The sequence below is a fragment of the Stenotrophomonas sp. YJH_SMC_29 genome, from assembly GCF_059371235.1.
The window spans coordinates 663,139-681,140 of record NZ_JCAFUK010000001.1; the positions used below are offsets into that span (position 1 = coordinate 663,139).

11 protein-coding genes are annotated in these 18,002 nt (G+C 69.0%); 2 read left to right on the forward strand and 9 right to left on the reverse strand.

Translation table 11 applies throughout. The features are described from left to right. Positions 1–97: 97 nt before the first annotated feature. The 7 genes from AC5P9I_RS03125 to pilG all read right to left on the reverse strand — a co-directional run bounded on the left by AC5P9I_RS03125 (position 98) and on the right by pilG (position 12,111). The gene (locus AC5P9I_RS03125; RefSeq protein WP_049468090.1) at positions 98–562 is read right to left on the reverse strand and encodes a chemotaxis protein CheW; all 465 of its coding nucleotides are present in this window, start codon (positions 560–562) and stop codon (positions 98–100) included. Further along, complete coding sequence (locus AC5P9I_RS03130; RefSeq protein ID WP_049468087.1) at positions 559–1,884, reverse strand: chemotaxis protein CheB; 1,326 nt, start codon at positions 1,882–1,884, stop codon at positions 559–561. The genes AC5P9I_RS03125 and AC5P9I_RS03130 overlap by 4 nt, the downstream gene beginning before the upstream one ends. Further along, positions 1,871–8,620 (reverse strand): Hpt domain-containing protein, encoded by a 6,750-nt coding sequence (locus AC5P9I_RS03135; protein ID WP_049468085.1) that lies wholly within the window; start codon positions 8,618–8,620, stop codon positions 1,871–1,873. Before AC5P9I_RS03135 ends, AC5P9I_RS03130 begins: the two co-directional genes overlap by 14 nt. 100 nt (positions 8,621–8,720) lie before the next feature. Further along, the gene (locus tag AC5P9I_RS03140) at positions 8,721–10,757 is read right to left on the reverse strand and encodes a methyl-accepting chemotaxis protein (RefSeq protein ID WP_049468083.1); all 2,037 of its coding nucleotides are present in this window, start codon (positions 10,755–10,757) and stop codon (positions 8,721–8,723) included. Between the two features lie 41 nt (positions 10,758–10,798). Then, the gene (locus tag AC5P9I_RS03145; protein ID WP_049468081.1) at positions 10,799–11,329 is read right to left on the reverse strand and encodes a chemotaxis protein CheW; all 531 of its coding nucleotides are present in this window, start codon (positions 11,327–11,329) and stop codon (positions 10,799–10,801) included. Continuing rightward, positions 11,329–11,691: a response regulator gene (locus AC5P9I_RS03150; protein WP_005410717.1), complete on the reverse strand. Its 363-nt coding sequence runs from the start codon at positions 11,689–11,691 to the stop codon at positions 11,329–11,331. Before AC5P9I_RS03150 ends, AC5P9I_RS03145 begins: the two co-directional genes overlap by 1 nt. A gap of 18 nt (positions 11,692–11,709) precedes the next feature. Further along, positions 11,710–12,111, reverse strand: coding sequence for a twitching motility response regulator PilG (gene pilG, locus AC5P9I_RS03155; protein WP_005418455.1), 402 nt, complete (start codon positions 12,109–12,111; stop codon positions 11,710–11,712). Positions 12,112–12,351: 240 nt separating this feature from the next. On the opposite strand from pilG, the gene gshB reads away from it, so the two are divergent. Together gshB and AC5P9I_RS03165 are read left to right on the forward strand one after the other, a co-directional pair. Continuing rightward, positions 12,352–13,299 carry a glutathione synthase gene (gene gshB / locus AC5P9I_RS03160; RefSeq protein WP_049468078.1) on the forward strand — a complete coding sequence of 316 codons (948 nt, stop codon included), beginning with the start codon at positions 12,352–12,354 and terminating at the stop codon, positions 13,297–13,299. Beyond that, positions 13,299–14,183 carry an energy transducer TonB family protein gene (locus tag AC5P9I_RS03165; RefSeq protein WP_049468077.1) on the forward strand — a complete coding sequence of 295 codons (885 nt, stop codon included), beginning with the start codon at positions 13,299–13,301 and terminating at the stop codon, positions 14,181–14,183. The genes gshB and AC5P9I_RS03165 overlap by 1 nt, the downstream gene beginning before the upstream one ends. 503 nt (positions 14,184–14,686) lie before the next feature. On the opposite strand, the gene tsaB is transcribed toward AC5P9I_RS03165, so the two are convergent. Further along, complete coding sequence (gene tsaB / locus AC5P9I_RS03170) at positions 14,687–15,400, reverse strand: tRNA (adenosine(37)-N6)-threonylcarbamoyltransferase complex dimerization subunit type 1 TsaB (RefSeq protein WP_049470003.1); 714 nt, start codon at positions 15,398–15,400, stop codon at positions 14,687–14,689. A 9-nt stretch (positions 15,401–15,409) separates the two neighbouring features. Further along, complete coding sequence (gene yoaA / locus AC5P9I_RS03175; protein ID WP_130767839.1) at positions 15,410–17,458, reverse strand: DNA repair helicase YoaA; 2,049 nt, start codon at positions 17,456–17,458, stop codon at positions 15,410–15,412. Between the last annotated feature and the right edge of the window lie 544 nt (positions 17,459–18,002).

Consider the following 18,002-nt stretch of genomic DNA (forward strand, 5'->3'; position numbering starts at 1 on the left):
GATGCGTGGCAATGCCGACCGCTGCCGGCATCCACGGGAACATGACGTTGCCGGCCAGCGGCCGGCACTACCGGGAACCCGACCGGCGGGTTCCCGATCAGGCCGCCAGCGAATCCAGCGCCGCTTCCAGGGCATCCAGGTTCGGCAGCAGGGCGCTCTGCTCACCCAGCAGCACGCGCATGTGCACGGTCTGCGGCAGGGTTTCCTCGGAGGCGTCGGCCAGCAGGCCATCGCGTGGCACCGAGATCAGCTGCGGGAAGTTCTGCGTCAGAAGCGCATAGTACGGGCGCTGCGCGTTGCCGCTGAGGGACTTCAGCACCACCACCTTGTTGTGGCCGGCCACCACCTCTTCGCCCAGCCCCGAAAGCCGCGCGAACGACACCAGCGGCACCTGCCAGCCATGCCAGCCGATCTCGCCGACCAGCCAGCGCGGCGCATCGGAAACCGGCTGCACCGGTACCCGCGACATCATTTCGGCCACGGTGGCATTGGGCAGCAGCACGCGCTCGTTGCCGGCCTGGATCAGGACGCCGCGGATTTCGTCATTGCTGGCGTAGCTCATGGTGCCTCTCCGTTCTCATGCTGTTCGCCCCAGCGCGCGGCAATCGCCTGCGCCAGTTCCTGCGGCTCGCCGGCCACCATGCCGGCAGCGACCACTGCGGTGGCCGCAGCCGGGTCATAGCAGCCCTCGCCCACCTGCCCGGCCACCCATGCACCGGCGGCCGCCAGATCCAGTGCCGGACCGACGTGGGCCAGGTCGGCACCACTGAGCAGCACCAGCGCGGTGTGCCCTGCCGGCAGCGAAGCGAGCGAAATGCCCTGGGCATCGCTCTGGAAATGCAGGCCATCACCGGCCGCGCGCACGCCGATGTCATCGGCCAGCACGTGCACCTCGCCCGGTACGGCGCGCTGGCCAGCCTCGGCCAGCTGCACCGGCAGAGGCGAAACGCGCGACATCTGCTTGACCAGGTTGCCGTAGCGGCCACCGTCCAGGCGCATGTGCACCAGTACCGGGACGCTCAGCGATGCAGGCAGCGCGCCGAGCAGGCGACGCAGTGCATCCGGCCCGCCAATGCCGGCCAACACCAGCAGCGAGGCGGCCCGCGCACCGACCGGTGCCGCAGCGTCCAGGTCGACCAGGCTCAAATGATCGGTATCAAAGGCCGGCTGCGTCGCGGCCATGGGCGCCGCCACGGCGGCCGGTGCCGGGGACTCGCTGGATTCGTCGACCAGCGACCAGGCGGTGTGATCGAACGAAACCGGTGGTGCCGCGGGCGCCGCCGGCTCGGCCAGCGGCGGCGGATCCAGCGGCGACGGCACGACCGGCTGCAGCGCCGCCAGGGCCTGTTCGAGCGCGATCGGCTCGTGCAGGTTCGTCGGCGGCGAATACAGGCCGTCGGCCGGGACGTCATCAGCCCAGCTCAGCGCCTGTTCGAGGTGCGGCTGCAGGGCTTCTTCCTGTGGTGCCGGCGCGGGCGCCGGATGACCGGGCTCCAGCTGCAGGCCCGGTTCGTCCTCGGCACCCGGCGGCAACACCTGCTGGTGTCCGTGCAGCTTGGCGGCCAGATGCCGGCCCCAACGCTGGGCCTCCCAGCCATCGCGGCGTGCGGCCAGCTCGGCTTCATCGAACACCAAGGTCAGCCCGGGGGCGGAGAGGACAGCTTCCAGGCGTTCCAGCGCGTCCTCGATCGCCGCTTCCAGCGCGATCACCACGAACTGCGGGTCCGCAGCCTGCAGGACCTGTGGCTCCAGGCCGTTCGGATCATCTTCCAGGACCAGCTGCACATCCGCATGCGACAGCGCTTCGCGCAGGCGCTCACGCGCCGCGCCGGGGCGCGCCAGCAGGGCAACGGCCGGGGCCGGATGGGCTTCACTCACGGACACGGGCGATCCCCAGCAGGTCGTACACGTTACGCATCAGGTCCAGTTCCTGGTACGGCTTGCCCAGGTAACGCTGGACACCGATCTCGAAGGCGCGCTGGCGGTGCTTGTCGCCGCTGCGCGAGGTGATCATCACGATCGGCACATCCTTGTAGCGCGGGTCGGCACGCATCGCGGTGGCCAGCTCGTAGCCGTCCATGCGCGGCATCTCGATATCCAGCAGCATCAGGTCCGGCACGCGCTCTTCCAGCCGCTCCAGTGCTTCCACGCCATCGCGGGCGACGCTGACTTCGAAGTTGTGCCGTTCGAGGATGCGACCGGTCACCTTGCGCATGGTCAGCGAATCATCGACCACCATCACCAGCGGCACCTGGCGTTCGTCACGCGGCGCATTGGCCAGCACCGGTGCGGTCGGATTGGCCAGGAAGCGGCGCACCAGCGGCGCGACGTCCAGGATCACCACCACGCGGCCATCGCCGGTGATGGTGGCACCGTAGATGCCCGGTACCGAGGCGATCTGCAGGCCGACTGGCTTGACCACGATTTCGCGGTTGCCCAGCACCTGGTCGATCGCCACGGCCGCGCGCAGGTCACCGGCACGGACCAGCAACAGCGGCACCTGGTCCTGCCCATCCGCCCGCGCCGGGGCCTGCCCGACCAGGCTGCCCAGGTCATACAGCGGATAGTCTTCGCCGCTGTAGCGGTAGCTGCTGTCGGCGGCCTCGAAACGCTCGCGCGACAGACGACCGATGCCACTGACCGAGGCCACCGGCACGGCAAAGGTGGTGTCGCCGATCTGCACGAACACCGCTTGGGTGACGGCCAGCGTCTGCGGCAGGCGCAGGGTGAAACGCACGCCCTGGCCGCGCACCGACTGGATGTCGACCGAGCCGCCGAGCTGGCGCACTTCATTGCGCACCACGTCCATGCCCACGCCGCGGCCGGCCAGCTGGCTGACCTGGTCGGCGGTGGAGAAGCCGGAGGCGAAGATCAGGTTGTCCAGGTCCTGCTCGCTGGGCTGCGCATCGGCTGCCAGCAGCCCGCGATCGATGGCGCGCCGGCGGATCGCTTCGCGATCCAGGCCCGCGCCGTCATCGGCCACTTCCAGCACGATTTCCGAGCCTTCGCGATGCAGGCGGATGGCGACCTCGCCCTCTTCCGGCTTGCCGGCGGCGCGACGCTGCTCGGGCGCTTCCAGGCCGTGGGCCACGGAGTTGCGCAGCATGTGCTCCAGCGGCGCGACCATGCGATCCAGCACGTTGCGGTCCAGTTCGCCGTGGGTGCCTTCCAGGGTCAGGTGCACCTGCTTGCCGGTGTCCATGCCGGACTGCCGGACCACGCGACGCAGGCGCGGCACCAGGCCGTCGAACGGCACCATGCGCGCGCGCATCAGGCCATCCTGCAGTTCGGAACTGACACGCGACTGCTGTTGCAGCAGCGAGTCGTACTGGCGCGACAGATCGTCGAGCACGCCCTGCAGGCCCCCGAGGTCGGCCGCCGATTCGTTCAGCGCCCGGCTCAGCTGCTGCAGGGTGGAGAAGCGGTCCAGTTCCAGCGGATCGAACTTCTGGTCGGCCTGGTCCTGCTCACGCTGGTAGCGGGCGACGATCTGCGCTTCGGTTTCCAGGTCCAGGCGGCGAAGCTGGTCGCGCAGACGCGCGTTGGTGCGCTCCAGTTCGCCCATGGCACCACGGAAGGCACCCAGCTGCTGTTCCAGCCGCGAACGGTAGATCGCCACTTCACCGGCATGGTTGACCAGGCGGTCGAGCAGATCCGCGCGCACGCGCACCTGTTCCTGCTGCGGGCGTGCCAGCGGATCTTCATCGACCCCGCCTTCGGCCGGCAGCGGCGCCGACAACGGCGCATCGAGCAGGGCCGGTGCCGGGACCGCGTCCGGTGCCCGCGCCGTTTCGGCAACAGCGGCTTCGTTCGCGGCTGCCGCTGCGGCTGCGGACGCCGCCGCAGCGGCGGCGATGTCGGTGGTGGTGCGCACTTCGAACGCGTCCACCAGGTCCTGCGCCGGTTCCACCACGCGGTGGTCGCCGGTGCGGGTCAGCAGCTGGTGCAGGCGATCGAACCCGCGCTCCAGCAACTGCACATCGCGGCGTTCGATGTCGGTGCGACCGGCGGCAACGGCTTCCAGCAACGATTCGATGCTGTGGCCCAGATCGCCGATAGCGTTGATGCCGGCCATGCGTGCACCACCCTTCAGGGTGTGCAGGTCACGCTGCAGGCCGGCCAGCACCTCGCGGTCCTGCGGCGCATCGCGCAGTTCGCTGATCAGGCCATCGCAATGGTCGAGCAGGTCCTTGCCTTCCTCGACGAAGATGTCGACCAGTTCGCGATCATAGACGCTGAAGTCAAGCGCATCGGCACTCTCTTCCGTCACCGCCGCGGCAGCAGCCTCGGCTGCCTCGGGTTCAGATGCGACGCCTACGGCCGGATCGGCTTCCACGTCATCCAATGCGGCAACCGCCCCGGCGTTGCCGATGTCGGCGTGGCCTTCGGCCTGGCCCGGCGCGTCTTCCATTTCGAAGAAGCGCACCGGTTCGGCGATGCCCGGCACTGCGTCCGCGGCCGCCTGCTCGTTCACCGTCGCCGGGGACGGCTGATCGGCGCTCTCTCCTTCACCGATCGCCGCCTCCCCGCCGACGTCCGCATCCTCGGCAAAGGCTTCCGCCTCGCCCGGCGCGAGTTCGCTGGCCTGCAGGCCGAGCACGGGCCATTGCCCGTCGTCGGCCAGGGGCTGCTCTTCGTCGATCACGTGCAGGCCGGCCTCGAGCGCGGCTTCCAGCGAGACCGGTTCTGCAAACCCCGGCGCAGCCATTTCATCCTGCAGGCTCGACAGCTCGCTGTCGAGTGGCAGTGCAACAGGCGTCTCGAACTCCACCGCGTCGGCGAGGTCTGCACGCTCCGGCGCTGCCCCATTCAGGTCAGGGGCGACGGATTCGACAGTCGTCGGATCTTCTTCCGCATCGCGGTCGTCGACCGGCAGCGCACTGGCGTCCAGGTAGGGCGACAGATCGTCGACGACGGTCAGCCCCGCCTCGTCGGACAACGGCAACACGCGCTCTGCCTCCGCCTCGACCTTATCCGCCTCGGCTTCCTGTGCCACCTCCGCGGCCTGGATCGATTCACCCTCCGGCAGGCCCAGCTCGCCCTCGCCCGGCGCGGACGGCCATTCCGCATCGAAATAGCGCGACAGGTCGTCGCTGGCAGTCAACTCGCCCACCTCCAGCCCGGCCTCGACCGCCGCGTCGGCCACTGCGGTAGCCCCAGCATCGGTAGGCGCGTCGTGCTCCGGTGCCGGTTCGGCAGGCGACAGCGACAGGGCATCGGTTTCGACGTCGACGGGCGCCGATGCGTCCGCCTCCGATTCCGCCGCCGGTCCGTCCTCCAGCGCCAGCTCGTCGTCGTCGGCTTCCAGGCCAACCATCGGCCAGCGGGCTTCCGGCAGTTCGCCGGCCAGCGCCTGCAGGCGCTGCGCCAACACCTGCTGCGGCGCGATGCGCGGCTGTTCGGCCTGCAGCGCTTCCATGGTGGCGGTGATCGCCTGCGCGGTCGCATCCAGGGCGGCCACGGCGTCTTCGCCGGGCACCACCTCGGCCGCCAGGGCGCGCTTGATGTAGGACTCGGCCCCGCCGGTCACGGCGGTAATCTCGGGCACTTCGGTCATCGCGAAGGCGCCGTTCATGGTGTGCACCGCGCGCAGCAGTGCATCGCTGACCGGCAGCGGCGCCTGCTGCGCCGAACGCAGCCAGTCCTGCAGCGTGGCCTGGTGGACTTCCACCTCGGCCTCGAGAATCTCGCGCAGCACGCTGTCGATGTTGGCCGGCGTGCCGATGGCCTCGGCCTCGGCGGTTTCGCCCGCTTCCGGACCTGCAGCCTCGGCCTCGAGAATGCGGCTGATCTCGTCTTCGGCGTCGGCATTGGTCTCCGCCGCCACCGGTGCCGCAGCGCCCGGCAGCGGTACGTAGTAGGTTTCCTCGCCTGCACCGACGCGATCGGCGATGGCCTGCATGGCCTGCAGGTCGACGCTGATGCGCTGGCCGTGGCGCAGCGCCGCGTTCAGCTGTGGCAGCGCCGCATGGGCGTTGTCGACCATGGCCAGCACCGCCGGCGACGCGGCGCGGCTGCCATCCAGCACGCGGTTGAGCATGCTTTCGATCTTCCAGGCGAACTCGCCCAGGGTACGCGCGCCGACCAGGCGGCCGCTGCCCTTGAGGGTGTGGAAGATGCGGCGGATCGGACGCAGCCGGTCCATGTTGTCCGGCTGCATGCGCCACGCCGGCAGCAGCGTGCCGAGGTTGGCCAACTCATCGTCGAACTCTTCCAGGAACACCTCGCGGATGTCCTCGTCGATGTTCTCGGCATCGTCGTCAAAGCCGGCGTCGAAGCCCGCATTTGCGTCGGCGTCGGCGTCGGCCGCATCCGCAACCGCCGTTTCCGGAGGTGCAGCCGCGGCCATCGCCTGCGGATTGAAATCGGCAGCCGCCGCGCTCAGCTCGGCGAAGAACTGGGCATCGGCTTCGCTGAAATCGATCGGCGCGATGGTGTCGATATCGATCACCGACACGGCCGGAGCGGACGCTTCTGCAGTCGCAGCCGCCTCTTCGGGCGTCGGCTGCGCAATGGATGGTGCCGGCGGCTCATCCACGGCCGCATCCATCCCGGGCTCCGTCGCCGGCACGGCATCGGCCTGCGGCGGCATCACCGCATCGGCAAACTCCAGCGAAGCCGGCAACCCGGCGTCGTCATCCAGCGACAGCGTCTCCATCGCATGCAGCGACAGGACATCGTCAGCGTTGTCCAGTGCATCGGCGTCGAAGCGGAACACCACGTCATCGGCCACCGCAACTGCATCCTGTTCCGCGGCGACCGGATCGAACACCGGTGCAGCATCGAACTCGGCGACGGAGGCCAGCACTGCGTCGGTCGGCTCGTCGCTGGCAGGCGCATCGACATCCTCAAGCACCTGTGGCGCCTCGGACAGCGACCACTGCGGTGCACCGGCGTGATCGCTGTCGGCCAGTTCGAAGCTGACGGGATCGAAACTGGCGAACGTCGGCGCGCGTTCGTCGGCGGTCGCGAGCGCTTCGGCTTCGGGGTAGAACGGCGCCAGCTCCCACTGCGGGACATCCGGCGCAGGTGCGCTGGACGCGGCAAAGACCAGTGCTGCCTCGGCATCTTCCTGCGTTGGCAGCGGCGAGGCGCCAGCATCCAACGGGCTGGCGGCCACGACGCCTGCGGTGCCCAGCGCGCCGAACATCAGGCTGTTGTCGGGCACCCTCGGTGCCGGCGTGGCCGGCGGCGGATCGAAGGTGAAGTCCGGCAGCGGCACCGGCACGTCGCCGGCCGCGGGCGCAGCAGGCTGCACCGGCACCTCGATGCGCTCGGGCCGCAGCGGCTCGGCCTGCAACGCAACCGGCTCGCGTTCAACCGGCTCGCGTTCAACCGGCAGCAGTGCCGGCGCTTCCGGTGCGGCAGCGTTGCGTTCGGGCAGCGGCCAGTAGCGCAGTGCCTCGAGGCTGCTGCGGGTGATTTCGAGGATGTCTTCGCGACCCGGGCGGCGGTCGCGCAGCGCTTCCAGGTAGTACTCCAGGCTGGCCATGGCATCGGCCAGGGTGTCCAGCTGGCGGCCGCTGGGTACGCGCTGGCGGCCGATCAGCTCGGCCTCGATGTACTGCTGCACGCCGCGCAGGTAGTCGGCGGCAGTACCCAGGTCAAGCATGCGCAGGGCGCCGGACACGTCGCCCAGCAGGCGCGGGACATCCTGCAGCTCGGCATGGTTCCAGCTGGTTTCGATGAAGGCGACGAAATGCTCGCGCGCGGCGGCGAAGTTGGCGATGGCTTCATGCGCCAGCACTTCCACCGTGCGCCGGTTCTCGACCGCGCTCGGGTCGTCCTCGCCACTGCCGCCGGCGCCCAGATGGGCGACCTGATCGTCCAGCGACGCATCGACGTACAGCAGCGCGCCGGCGATATCCAGCAGCAGGTTCTCGTCGATCTGCTGGCGGCCTTCGACCACGCCACGCAGCGCGTCGCGCTGCTGCACGACCACGCCGCGGGCCACGCCCAGGCCCATCATGCCCAGCGTGTCGGCCACGGCGCCGAGCTCGTTGGCCTGGGTCTGCAGCTGTTCCGGCGCACCGCCGGTGCGCAGGTGCAGGTCCAGCGCATCCTTGATGCGCAGCAGTTCTTCCTTCACCGCACTGCCGACCGTGTCGAGCAGTTCGCGGTTGCGCCCGCTCAGGCTGCCCCGGGCATGGTCCAGCTCGGCCTCGGTGGCGGTGACGCTGTCCGGCGCAAAGGCCAGCAGCACGCTGTCATTGACGCCTTCTTCGCCGCGCGACGCACGGATCTCGTTGAGCAGCGGCATCAGCACGATCGGAATGTCGCGATGGCCGTTCTGCAGGCGCTCCAGATAGTCAGGCAGCAGCACGCTGCCACGCATCAGGGTCGCGCAGGCTTCGTCCCGGTCGGCCACCTGGCCGGCGCCGATGGCATTGGCCAGCTGCTCCAGCTCTTCGGCCACCATCGCCGGGGCATACAGCTCGACCATGCGCAGGGTGCCCTGCACCTGGTGCAGGTAGCCGGCGCAGATGCGCATGCGGCTGGCATCGCTCGGGTCTTCCGCGTAGTACTCGACCTCGTTGCGCACCTGGCGCAGGGTCTCATCCAGCTCGGGCTTGACCCAGCCCAGTGCTGCGTGGCTCATCGCATCGCGCAGACTGCTCATGGACGCGCTCCGTTCGCCGCCGCGCGGTGGCCGCGCGAGTTCTGGCGTGGGGAATGGAAATGCTTCATCGACTGGTTCCTTGCTCGCCGCCCTGCCCGCGTCACGCCGGCAGCTTGAAGTCGGCGACCGAACGGCGCAGGTCCGCCGCCAGCTGCGCGAGGTGGCCGATCGACTCTGCGGTCTGCCCGGCACCCTGCGAGGTCTGGCCGGTGATCTGCCGGATCACGCCCATGGTGCGGGTGATGTCCGAGGCCGCGGCCGACTGCTGCTGGGCGGCGATGGAGATGTTCTTGATGAGGGTATTGAGGGCGTTGGACACGCGCTCGATCTCGGTCAGCGCGGTACCGGCGTCCTCGGCCAGGCGCGCACCGGACACCACTTCGGCCGTGGTCTGCTCCATCGAGGTGACCGCTTCGTTGGTATCGGCCTGAATGGCCTGGACCAGGTTTTCGATGCGTCGGGTCGCACCCGAGGTACGTTCTGCCAGGCGCTGCACTTCGTCGGCCACGACCGCGAAGCCCCGGCCGGCTTCACCCGCCGACGCAGCCTGCACCGCCGCGTTCAGCGCCAGGATGTTGGTCTGCTCGGAAATGTCATTGATCAGTTCCACGATCGAACCGATTTCCTGCGACGACTCACCCAGGCGCTTGATGCGCTTGGAGGTTTCCTGGATCTGGTCGCGGATCTGGTCCATGCCCTGGATGGTCTCGCGCACCACGCCGGCACCTTCGGCGGCGATCACCACCGAGCGCTGTGCCACGTCGGCAGACTCGGCCGAGTTGCGCGACACCTGCTCGATGCTCGCTGCGATTTCACCGATGCGGTCCGAGGCGGAGGTGATCTGGTTGGCCTGGTGGCCCGCCGCCTCTGCCAGCTGCATCGCGGTGGCCTGTGTTTCCTGGGTGGACATCGCGACCTTGGCCGAGGTGTCGTTGATGGTGGTCACCAGGTGGCGCAGTTCGTCCACCGCATAGTTGATCGCGTCGGCGATCGCGCCGGTCATGTCCTCGGTCACCGACGCCTTCACCGTCAGGTCACCCTCACCGAGCGAGGAGATTTCGTCCAGCAGCCGCATGATCGCCTGCTGGTTGCGGCTGTTGAATTCCACCTGGGTCTGGTAGCGCAGTTCCTGCTCGCGCGAGCGGCTGCGCACGTTGGTGGAGACGAAGCCGATGATCGCGATCAGCGACAGCGCGCCGGACACCACGCCGATCCAGAAGTTCGGGAACAGGCGGGTGTCGGAGACCGAGCCGAACGAGGAGAACGCATCGAACAGCTTGCGGCTGTCGTCCAGCATGTGGGCCGAGCCCTGGCCCAGCGCGGTGGCGGCGGACTGCGCCGCGAACAGCTGGCGCGAGCTGGCCAGGATCGCGTCGGCGTCCTGCTTCATCGCTTCCCACTTCTGCTGCGACTGCTCCAGTGCGGCCACGGCGGCGCCGCCGCGCACGGCGGTGATGCCCAGTTCCTCGTTGCCGTTGCGCAGGCCGTCGAGCACCTGCGAGAACACGGTGATGTCACGCGCCAGCGCATCACCGGAGGTCGCCGCAGCGCTGCCACCGGCACGCATTTCGGTCACGCGGCGCGCCATCGAACCGGCCACCACCACCTGCTGCAGTGCGCTGTACACCTGCGACGAAGGGGCGCCGGAGGCGGACATCGCGCGCACCAGCTCGTTCAGCTGGGCCTGCAGGCCCGGTACCGCGCCGGTGAAGTTGTTGGCATTGCCGGCCAGCGCCAGCACCGCCGGCTCGCTGGCCACCAGCTGCCCGGCCTGCTTGCCCAGCGGCGCCCAGGTTTCGCCCAGGGTGGCGATGGCGCCGGACACGCCCGGCTCCTTGCCATAGCGGCCCTGCAGCGTCGACACGTTCTGTTCGATCGCGTTGCGGGTGGCCTTGAAGGCGGTGAAGGCCTGGGCATTGCCGCCGACCGCGTCACGTCCCTGGTTGGCCAGCTGCTGCGACAGCACCTGCAGGTCGGCGGCCTTGGAACCGGCGTCGGCGAGGCGACTGCCCTGCCAGGTGGCGACGCCGGTATTGACGCCGAACAGGATCATCGATGCCAGCAGCAGGAACAGCCAGAGGTTGCTGCCGCCCAGCCGCAGCTTGCCGGTCTTGGTGGCGTCCGAAGCAGTACTCATCGTTCAACCTCGATCTTCAATGCAGGGGGCGATGCCCGGCCTCAGGCCGCGGCTTGCCGGAATTCAGGGGTGCGCGACAGCAGCGAGAGCGAGAACACGCCCCAGTCGTGGCCGTCGGCATGGAAGGCACGGTCAACGAAATGGCCGTAGCGACCTTCGGCCAGCGTGCCCGCTTCGATCTGCTGGTCGAGCTCGAAGCTGCGCTGGCCGAACAGTTCATCGATGGTCAGTGCGACGTCGCCGCCGGCCTGGCGCATGATCAGCACGCGCTGGCCTTCCTGCTGCACGGTGCGCGTGCCTTCCAGGAAGTACTTCAGGTCGACCACCGGGAACAGGTTGCCGCGCAGGTTGCCCACGCCCAGCAGCCAGGGCTGCGCGCAGGGTACCGGGGTCACCGGCGGCATCGGCACGATTTCCACCACTTCGCGGAAATCGGACACCAGCCGGCGCTGGCCGACGCGGTAACCCACGCCACGCCACAGGTCCTGGGCGAACTGCCGCCCGGGCAGCTGCACTGCATGGGCCAGGCTGCGTCGTTCGTAGGCTTCAAGAATGTCGAAGGGCGAGCGCATCAGGCCACCAGTTCGTTGATCCGCGCGATCAGTTCATCCTCGCGCGGCGGCTTGACGATGTAATCGGCCGCGCCCTGGCGCAGGCCCCAGGCCTTGTCGGTTTCCATCGCCTTGGTGCTGACGATGATCACCGGGATGTGCTTGATCGCCGCATCGCGGGCCATCGCCCGGGTGGCCTGGAAGCCACTCATGCCGGGCAGGACCACGTCCATCAGCACCAGCTGCGGCACCTGGTCGCGGACCAGCTGCAGGCCATCCTCGGCGTTGTCCGCTTCCAGCACCTCGTGGCCGGCACGGCGCAGCCACTGGGTGAACACCGCGCGGTCGGTCGGTGAATCCTCGATCAGGACGATACGAGCCATTGTGCCTTTCCCCCCTGGTCAGGCGTTGACGTATGTGCGGATGGCACCCAGCAGTTCTTCGCGCGTGAAAGGCTTGGTCAGGTATTGCTCCGAGCCGACGATGCGCCCCCGCGCCTTGTCGAACAGACCATCCTTGGATGACAGCATGATCACCGGGGTCGCCTTGAACAGCTGGTTGCCCTTGATCAGCGCACAGGTCTGGTACCCATCCAGGCGCGGCATCATGATGTCGACGAAGATGATCTGCGGTTGCTGGTCTGCGATCTTGGCAAGCGCTTCGAAGCCGTCGGTGGCGGTGACCACCTCGCAGCCTTCGCGCTTGAGCAGCGTTTCCGCAGTCCTGCGGATGGTCTTCGAATCATCGATGACCATCACCCGGAGTCCTGCGAGTTCCCCGCCCGCAGTCGTGTTTTCAGTCATTGCCTATCCCCAAGCGCACGGCCCAATCTCTGGCGGGAGCCGCTGCGAAAGCGTATCTATATCGCACTTTCCGCGCCCGCTTCAAGGCCGGCCTGCCGCGCAGGGGGTAGCACCGGGCTGAACGTGACCGGGTTCGCAATGACTGCGCCGCCGGCAGGCGGACGCTGCGTTGCAGTCCGCCGGGGAGGCGCGCGGCCAGCGTTGCCGCTACCATCAACGCCTTGCCTGACAGGTGCGCCCATGCCGTTGAACGTCATCGTGGTGATGGATCCCATCGCCCACATCAAGATCGCCAAGGACACCACCTTCGCCATGCTGCTGGAAGCCCAGCGCCGCGGCCATGCCCTGCACTACGTGCGACCGGGCGGCCTGGCGCTGGAAGGTGGCGTGGCGGTCGCCCAGACCGCGCCGCTGCAGGTGCGCGACGACCCGGCCGGCTGGTATGAGCTGGGCGCGTTCAGCCGTACCGCGTTCGGTCCCGGCCAGATCGTGCTGATGCGCAAGGACCCGCCGGTCGACGCCGAGTACGTCTATGACACCCAGGTGCTGGACGTGGCCGCCGCCGCCGGCGCCTGCGTGGTCAACAACCCGCAGGGGCTGCGCGACTACAACGAGAAGCTGGCCGCCCTGCTGTTCCCGCAGTGCTGCCCGCCGACCCTGGTCAGCCGCGATGCCAAGGCGCTGAAGGCCTTCGCCCTGGAACACGGCCAGGCCGTGCTGAAGCCGCTGGACGGCATGGGCGGCCGCTCGATCTTCCGCAGCGGCCAGGGCGATCCGAACCTGAACGTGATCCTGGAGACCCTGACCGACGGCGGTCGCAGGCTGGCGCTGGCCCAGAAGTTCATTCCCGACATCACGGCCGGCGACAAGCGCATCCTGCTGGTCGACGGCAAACCGGTCGACTACTGCCTGGCGCGCATCCCGCAGGGTGACGAGTTCCGCGGCAACCTCGCGGCCGGCGGCCGCGGCGAAGGCCGCCCGCTGAGCGAGCGTGACCGCTGGATCGCCGCCCAGGTCGGGCCGGAGATGAAGCGCCGTGGCATGCGCTTCGTCGGCCTGGACGTGATCGGCGATTACCTGACCGAAGTCAACGTGACCAGCCCGACCTGCGTGCGCGAGCTGGACGCGCAGTACGGCCTGAACATCGCTGGCACCCTGTTCGACGCGCTCGAGGCCGGCCTGCGCTGATGGAGGCCGCACCCGCCGTCCTGCCGCCGCCGCGGCGCGAAGCGCAACGGCTGGGCGCCACCGTTGCGTTGTCGGTCGTGGTCCACGCCCTGCTGATCCTGGGCGTGGGCTTTGCGGTGAAGGGCGATGCACCCCTGGTGCCGACGCTGGAGGTGATCTTCAGCCAGACGCGCACTGCGCTGACGCCCAAGCAGGCCGACTTCCTTGCCGCGGCCAGCCAGGAGGGCGGTGGCGAGCACGACCGTGCGCAGCGCCCACGCGACAACCAGGCCGGCATCGTGCCGCAGGCCCAGGCCGGACTGAGCCCGGTACCGCAACAGCAGCAGTCGGCCGCCCCGGCGCCCCCGCCGCAGGCGCGGGTGGTCAGCAGCCGCAACGGCGAAGAGGCGGTGGCCCAGGCGCAGGCGCGCCCGACACCGGAGCAGCCGGAACCGGATGCACCGCTGACGGCACGTGAGCAGCGTGATGCCGAAATGGCGCGGCTGGCGGCCGAGGTGCATCTGCGCTCGGCGCAGTACGCCAAGCGCCCGAACCGCAAGTTCGTGTCGGCCAGCACGCGCGAATATGCCTACGCCAACTACCTGCGCGCCTGGGTCGACCGCGCCGAGCGCGTCGGCAACCTGAATTACCCGGACGAGGCCCGGCAGCGCCGGCTCGGCGGCCAGGTGGTGATCAGCGTCGGCGTGCGCCGCGATGGCAGCGTGGAGAGCAGCCGGATCCTGCGTTCGAGCGGGACGCCGCTGCTGGATGAGGCGGCGTTGCGGGTGGTGCAGCTGGCCCAGCCGTTCCCGCCGTTGCCGAAGACCGAGGACGAGATCGACATCCTGCAGGTCACCCGCACGTGGGTGTTCCTGCCGGGCGGCACCCTGCACGACGACCGGTAAGGGTTTGTGGCCCGGGCCTGCGGCCCGGGACCCGCTGGACGTCAACGTCAACGTCAACGTCAAAAGCGGCGGTTGGGCTTTGAGTTTGGCGGGGCGGTGTGGGCTTGCAGGACACGCCGTAAACCCATCCATGGGGGCTCGATGGCGCCATCCATGGCGCCAACGGTCCTGCAAGCCCACACCGCCCACCTCTGACAGATCGCGGCGTATCACGTCCCGCTCCGCTGTTGATAGGTGTCGACCTTGGTCGACACACATCCACGCCACGCGTGGATGCGAGCGAAGCGACCCGCTTTTGACTTTGACTTTTCTTTTCTTGATTTTCCGTGGCGGACGCACACGGAAACTGTCAGTGGCCGGGCGGGTGGGCTGCGCAGGGGCGTGAGCCGCATGGATGCGGCGACCGAGCTTACAGGGACGTACTTGCAGCGCCCCCTGCGCAGCCCACCCGCCCGGCCAAACCACGGCTTTTGATCTACGCGACCAATCCCGCCACGAGGGGCTCAGCCGTTGGCCTTCGCCTTCGCCTCGCGCGCGGCTTGCTGCTCGACCAGGGTCAGTGCCACGTTGTCGCGCAGGTAGGCCGGCTCGACCTTCTCCGGTGCAATGGCTTCGCCGCGCGCGAACGCCGGCACCGCCAGTGCGAGCACGTCCGACGCACGCGGCAATGCCGTGGCGTCGAAACCGCGCAGGCCTGTACCGAGCTGCGCGACCAGCGCACCCTCGGCTGCGGCGAAACCGGTACCCACACCGTAGACGGACAGCCCTTCCGGCAACGCCACCGCCGCCGGCGCGCAGACGCGCTCGGCATCGCGCGCCACCGGCAGGCCGTCCACGCGCTCGAAGCGGGCGACATACAGTTCGCCCATCCGCGCATCGATCGCCGACAGGAGCTGCGTTTCCCCGGCCGGTGCGCGCAGCGCCAGCACCTGCAGCGTCGAGACCGGCAGCAGCGGGCGGTCCAGCGCGAGGGCGATGCCCTGGGCGATGGCAATCGCCAGGCGCACGCCCGTGAATGCACCCGGGCCGCGACTGAGCGCGATGCCATCGAGCTGGCGACGGCTGATGCCGGCGTCGGCCAGCAACGCCTCGGCCCATGGCAGGCTCAGCTCGGCATGCCGGCGCGGGGCGATCTCGAACCGTTCCAGCACCTGCCCATCGACATGCAGGGCAACGGAACAGGCTTCGGTGGCGGTTTCAAAGGCGAGCAGTTTCATCGGATCGGGTCAGAACAGGGGGAACGTGGCACCGTGAGTGGGCTCCGGGCCCGCCACGGTGGCCTCCGGAGCAGCCGCATCGTCGGCCACGGGCGCCCATTGTGGCGCAAAGAAGGCCTGCACATCGGCCAGGCTGCGGGTGCGGAGGAACGGCGGCAGTGAATCCAGGAAGACCCGGCCATACCCCCGGTTGAGCAGGCGCGGATCGCACAACACCAGCACACCACGATCGCTTTCGCTGCGGATCAAGCGGCCGACGCCCTGCTTCAGGGCGATCACCGCCTGCGGCAGCTGTTCGTCGCGGAACGGATTGCCGCCCTGGCTGCGGATCGCCTCCAGCCGCGCTTCGTAGACCGGATCGTCCGGTGCCGCAAACGGCAGCTTGTCGATCACCACCACGCTCAGCGCTTCGCCGACGACGTCCACGCCTTCGCGGAAACTGGCCGAACCGAGCAGCACGCCGTTGCCCGACTCGCGGAAGCGCTGCAGCAGTGTTGCGCGCGGTGCCTCGCCCTGCACGAACAACGGCCATGGCCCATCCCGCAGTGCCTCGGCGGCCTCGCGCAAGGCGCGGTGCGAGGCGAACAGCAGGAACGCCCTGCCCTGCGAGGCCTGCAACACCGGCCGCAGGGCCTGGATCAGCGCGGTGCCGAATCCGCGCGCCGCCGGATCGGGCAGGCCTTCGGGCAGGTAGCACAACGCCTGCTCGGGCCAGTTGAACGGGCTTGGCTGGACCAGCGTGTGGGGATCGTCCAGGCCCAGGCGCGTGGCGATATGGTCGAAACCACCGCCCACGGTCAGCGTGGCCGAGGTGAAGATCCACGCGGCACGGCTGCGTTCGCGATGCTCGCGCAATGGGCCGGACACATCCATCGGCGTGCGCTGGCAGCGGAACCCGCGCGGCGTGAGTTCGTACCACAGCACATCGGCGGGACTGGCAGCGTCGGCCGGGTCGGTATCGAAATCGAGCGCTGGCGCATCATCGCCCAGCCAGCGACCGAGCCGCGAGACCGCCTCGCGCGCCCGTGCATGGCAGGCATCCAGGCCCGCCGCCGCTTCGCGCAGCGGCTGCAAAGCCTGCTCGAGCGTCACCAGGCCGGCCATCACCGTATCGAATCCGTCGCGGACCTGCGGCATGGCCAGCGCACGCCACTGCGTACCCCGCAGCGGCAGCCCTTCCATCGCCGAACGCAGCGCCAGCAATGCCTGCTGCAGCTGATCCACCGGTTCCTGCAGGGCCGACTGCGCGCCCCCTACGCCGTGCGCCTCGGCCAGGCAGTCGCGGCCCAGTTCCTGCCATGGGCGCATGCCGAACCCCTCGCCGAAGAACTGCGCAGCCAGTTCGGGCAACTGGTGTGCCTCGTCGATGACAAAGGCCTGCGCCCCCGGCAGCAGTTCGCCGAAACCGTCCTGCTTCAGGGCCAGATCGGCCAGCAGCAGGTGATGGTTGACCACTACCACATCGGCGGCCTGCGCACGTTGCCGCGCACGCACCACGAAGCAGTCATCCCAGAACGGGCAATCGGTACCCAGGCAGTTGTCGACGGTGGAGGTGACCATCGGCAGCAGCGGCGAATCATCGGCCAGGCCGTCGAGCTCAGCGATGTCACCGAACTCCGAGCGACCGGACCAGGCCAGGATGCGCTGGAACTGCGCGGCCTGTTCGGGGCTGGAGAACCGCGGTTCGCCGCGGGCCTGCTGCAGGCGGTAGCGGCACAGGTAATTCGCGCGCCCCTTCAGCAGTGCACTGCGCAGGCCGACGCCGAGCGCCTGGCGCACGCGTGGCAGGTCGCGATGGTAGAGCTGGTCCTGCAGCGCGCGGGTACCGGTGGAGATGATGGTGCGCAGCCCGGAAAGCAGCACCGGCACCAGGTAGGCGAAGGTCTTGCCGGTGCCGGTACCGGCCTCGGCCAGCAGCAGGTCACGCTGCTGCAGCGCGTCGGCGATGGCTTCGGTCAGGTGCAGCTGTGCTGGACGCGGGACAAAGGCATCCAGGTGCGAGGCGAGCGCGCCGCCGTCGCTGAGGGCTTCGCGGCTGGCATGGACAAGGTCGGACATCAGAGGGAGAGGATACCCGGCCGGGCGCTGCCCGGCACCCGTTTCAAGCCAGGGCAACAGCAGCGGCAACGACAGTCATGGCTCTGGGTTGCACTGAGGGCGGGCGGGGGACTGTGAGTTTGCGGGGACGCCGTAAACCCGTCCTTGGGGGCTTGGCCACGGCATCCATGCCGCGGACACCCCGCAAACCCACAGTCCCCCGCCTTCGACAGTCTCCCGGTGACGGAGGCACGCGCGTCGTAGAGTCGAGCTTGCTCGGCTGGGATGTCAAAAGCGGTGGAGGGAACGGGGAAAGAGGATGAATTACCGCGCGCGCGCAGCGCGCGACCCGCTTTTGATTTTCTTTTTCTTTTTCCGTGGCTGGACGCACACGGAAACTGTCAGAGGCCGGGCGGGGTGGGTTCGCGGGGGTGTCTGATCTGGCCCCCCGTCAGCGGACGCCAAGAAGCGATACTTTGATCGCACTTGGAGGTCCCTTATGTCCCGTATCACCCGTCGTAGCTACACCGATGAGTTCAAGCACCAAGCCGTGGAGCTGGCCGAG

What these genes read in the sequence shown, in the direction of transcription:
- AC5P9I_RS03125 (WP_049468090.1), bottom strand. Translation starts at nt 562, where the DNA reads ATGAGCTACGCCAGCAATGACGAAATCCGCGGCGTCCTGATCCAGGCC.
- AC5P9I_RS03135 (WP_049468085.1), bottom strand. Translation starts at nt 8,620, where the DNA reads ATGAGCAGTCTGCGCGATGCGATGAGCCACGCAGCACTGGGCTGGGTC.
- AC5P9I_RS03140 (WP_049468083.1), bottom strand. Translation starts at nt 10,757, where the DNA reads ATGAGTACTGCTTCGGACGCCACCAAGACCGGCAAGCTGCGGCTGGGC.
- AC5P9I_RS03145 (WP_049468081.1), bottom strand. Translation starts at nt 11,329, where the DNA reads ATGCGCTCGCCCTTCGACATTCTTGAAGCCTACGAACGACGCAGCCTG.
- AC5P9I_RS03150 (WP_005410717.1), bottom strand. Translation starts at nt 11,691, where the DNA reads ATGGCTCGTATCGTCCTGATCGAGGATTCACCGACCGACCGCGCGGTG.
- pilG (WP_005418455.1), bottom strand. Translation starts at nt 12,111, where the DNA reads ATGACTGAAAACACGACTGCGGGCGGGGAACTCGCAGGACTCCGGGTG.
- gshB (WP_049468078.1), top strand. Translation starts at nt 12,352, where the DNA reads ATGCCGTTGAACGTCATCGTGGTGATGGATCCCATCGCCCACATCAAG.
- AC5P9I_RS03165 (WP_049468077.1), top strand. Translation starts at nt 13,299, where the DNA reads ATGGAGGCCGCACCCGCCGTCCTGCCGCCGCCGCGGCGCGAAGCGCAA.
- tsaB (WP_049470003.1), bottom strand. Translation starts at nt 15,400, where the DNA reads ATGAAACTGCTCGCCTTTGAAACCGCCACCGAAGCCTGTTCCGTTGCC.
- yoaA (WP_130767839.1), bottom strand. Translation starts at nt 17,458, where the DNA reads ATGTCCGACCTTGTCCATGCCAGCCGCGAAGCCCTCAGCGACGGCGGC.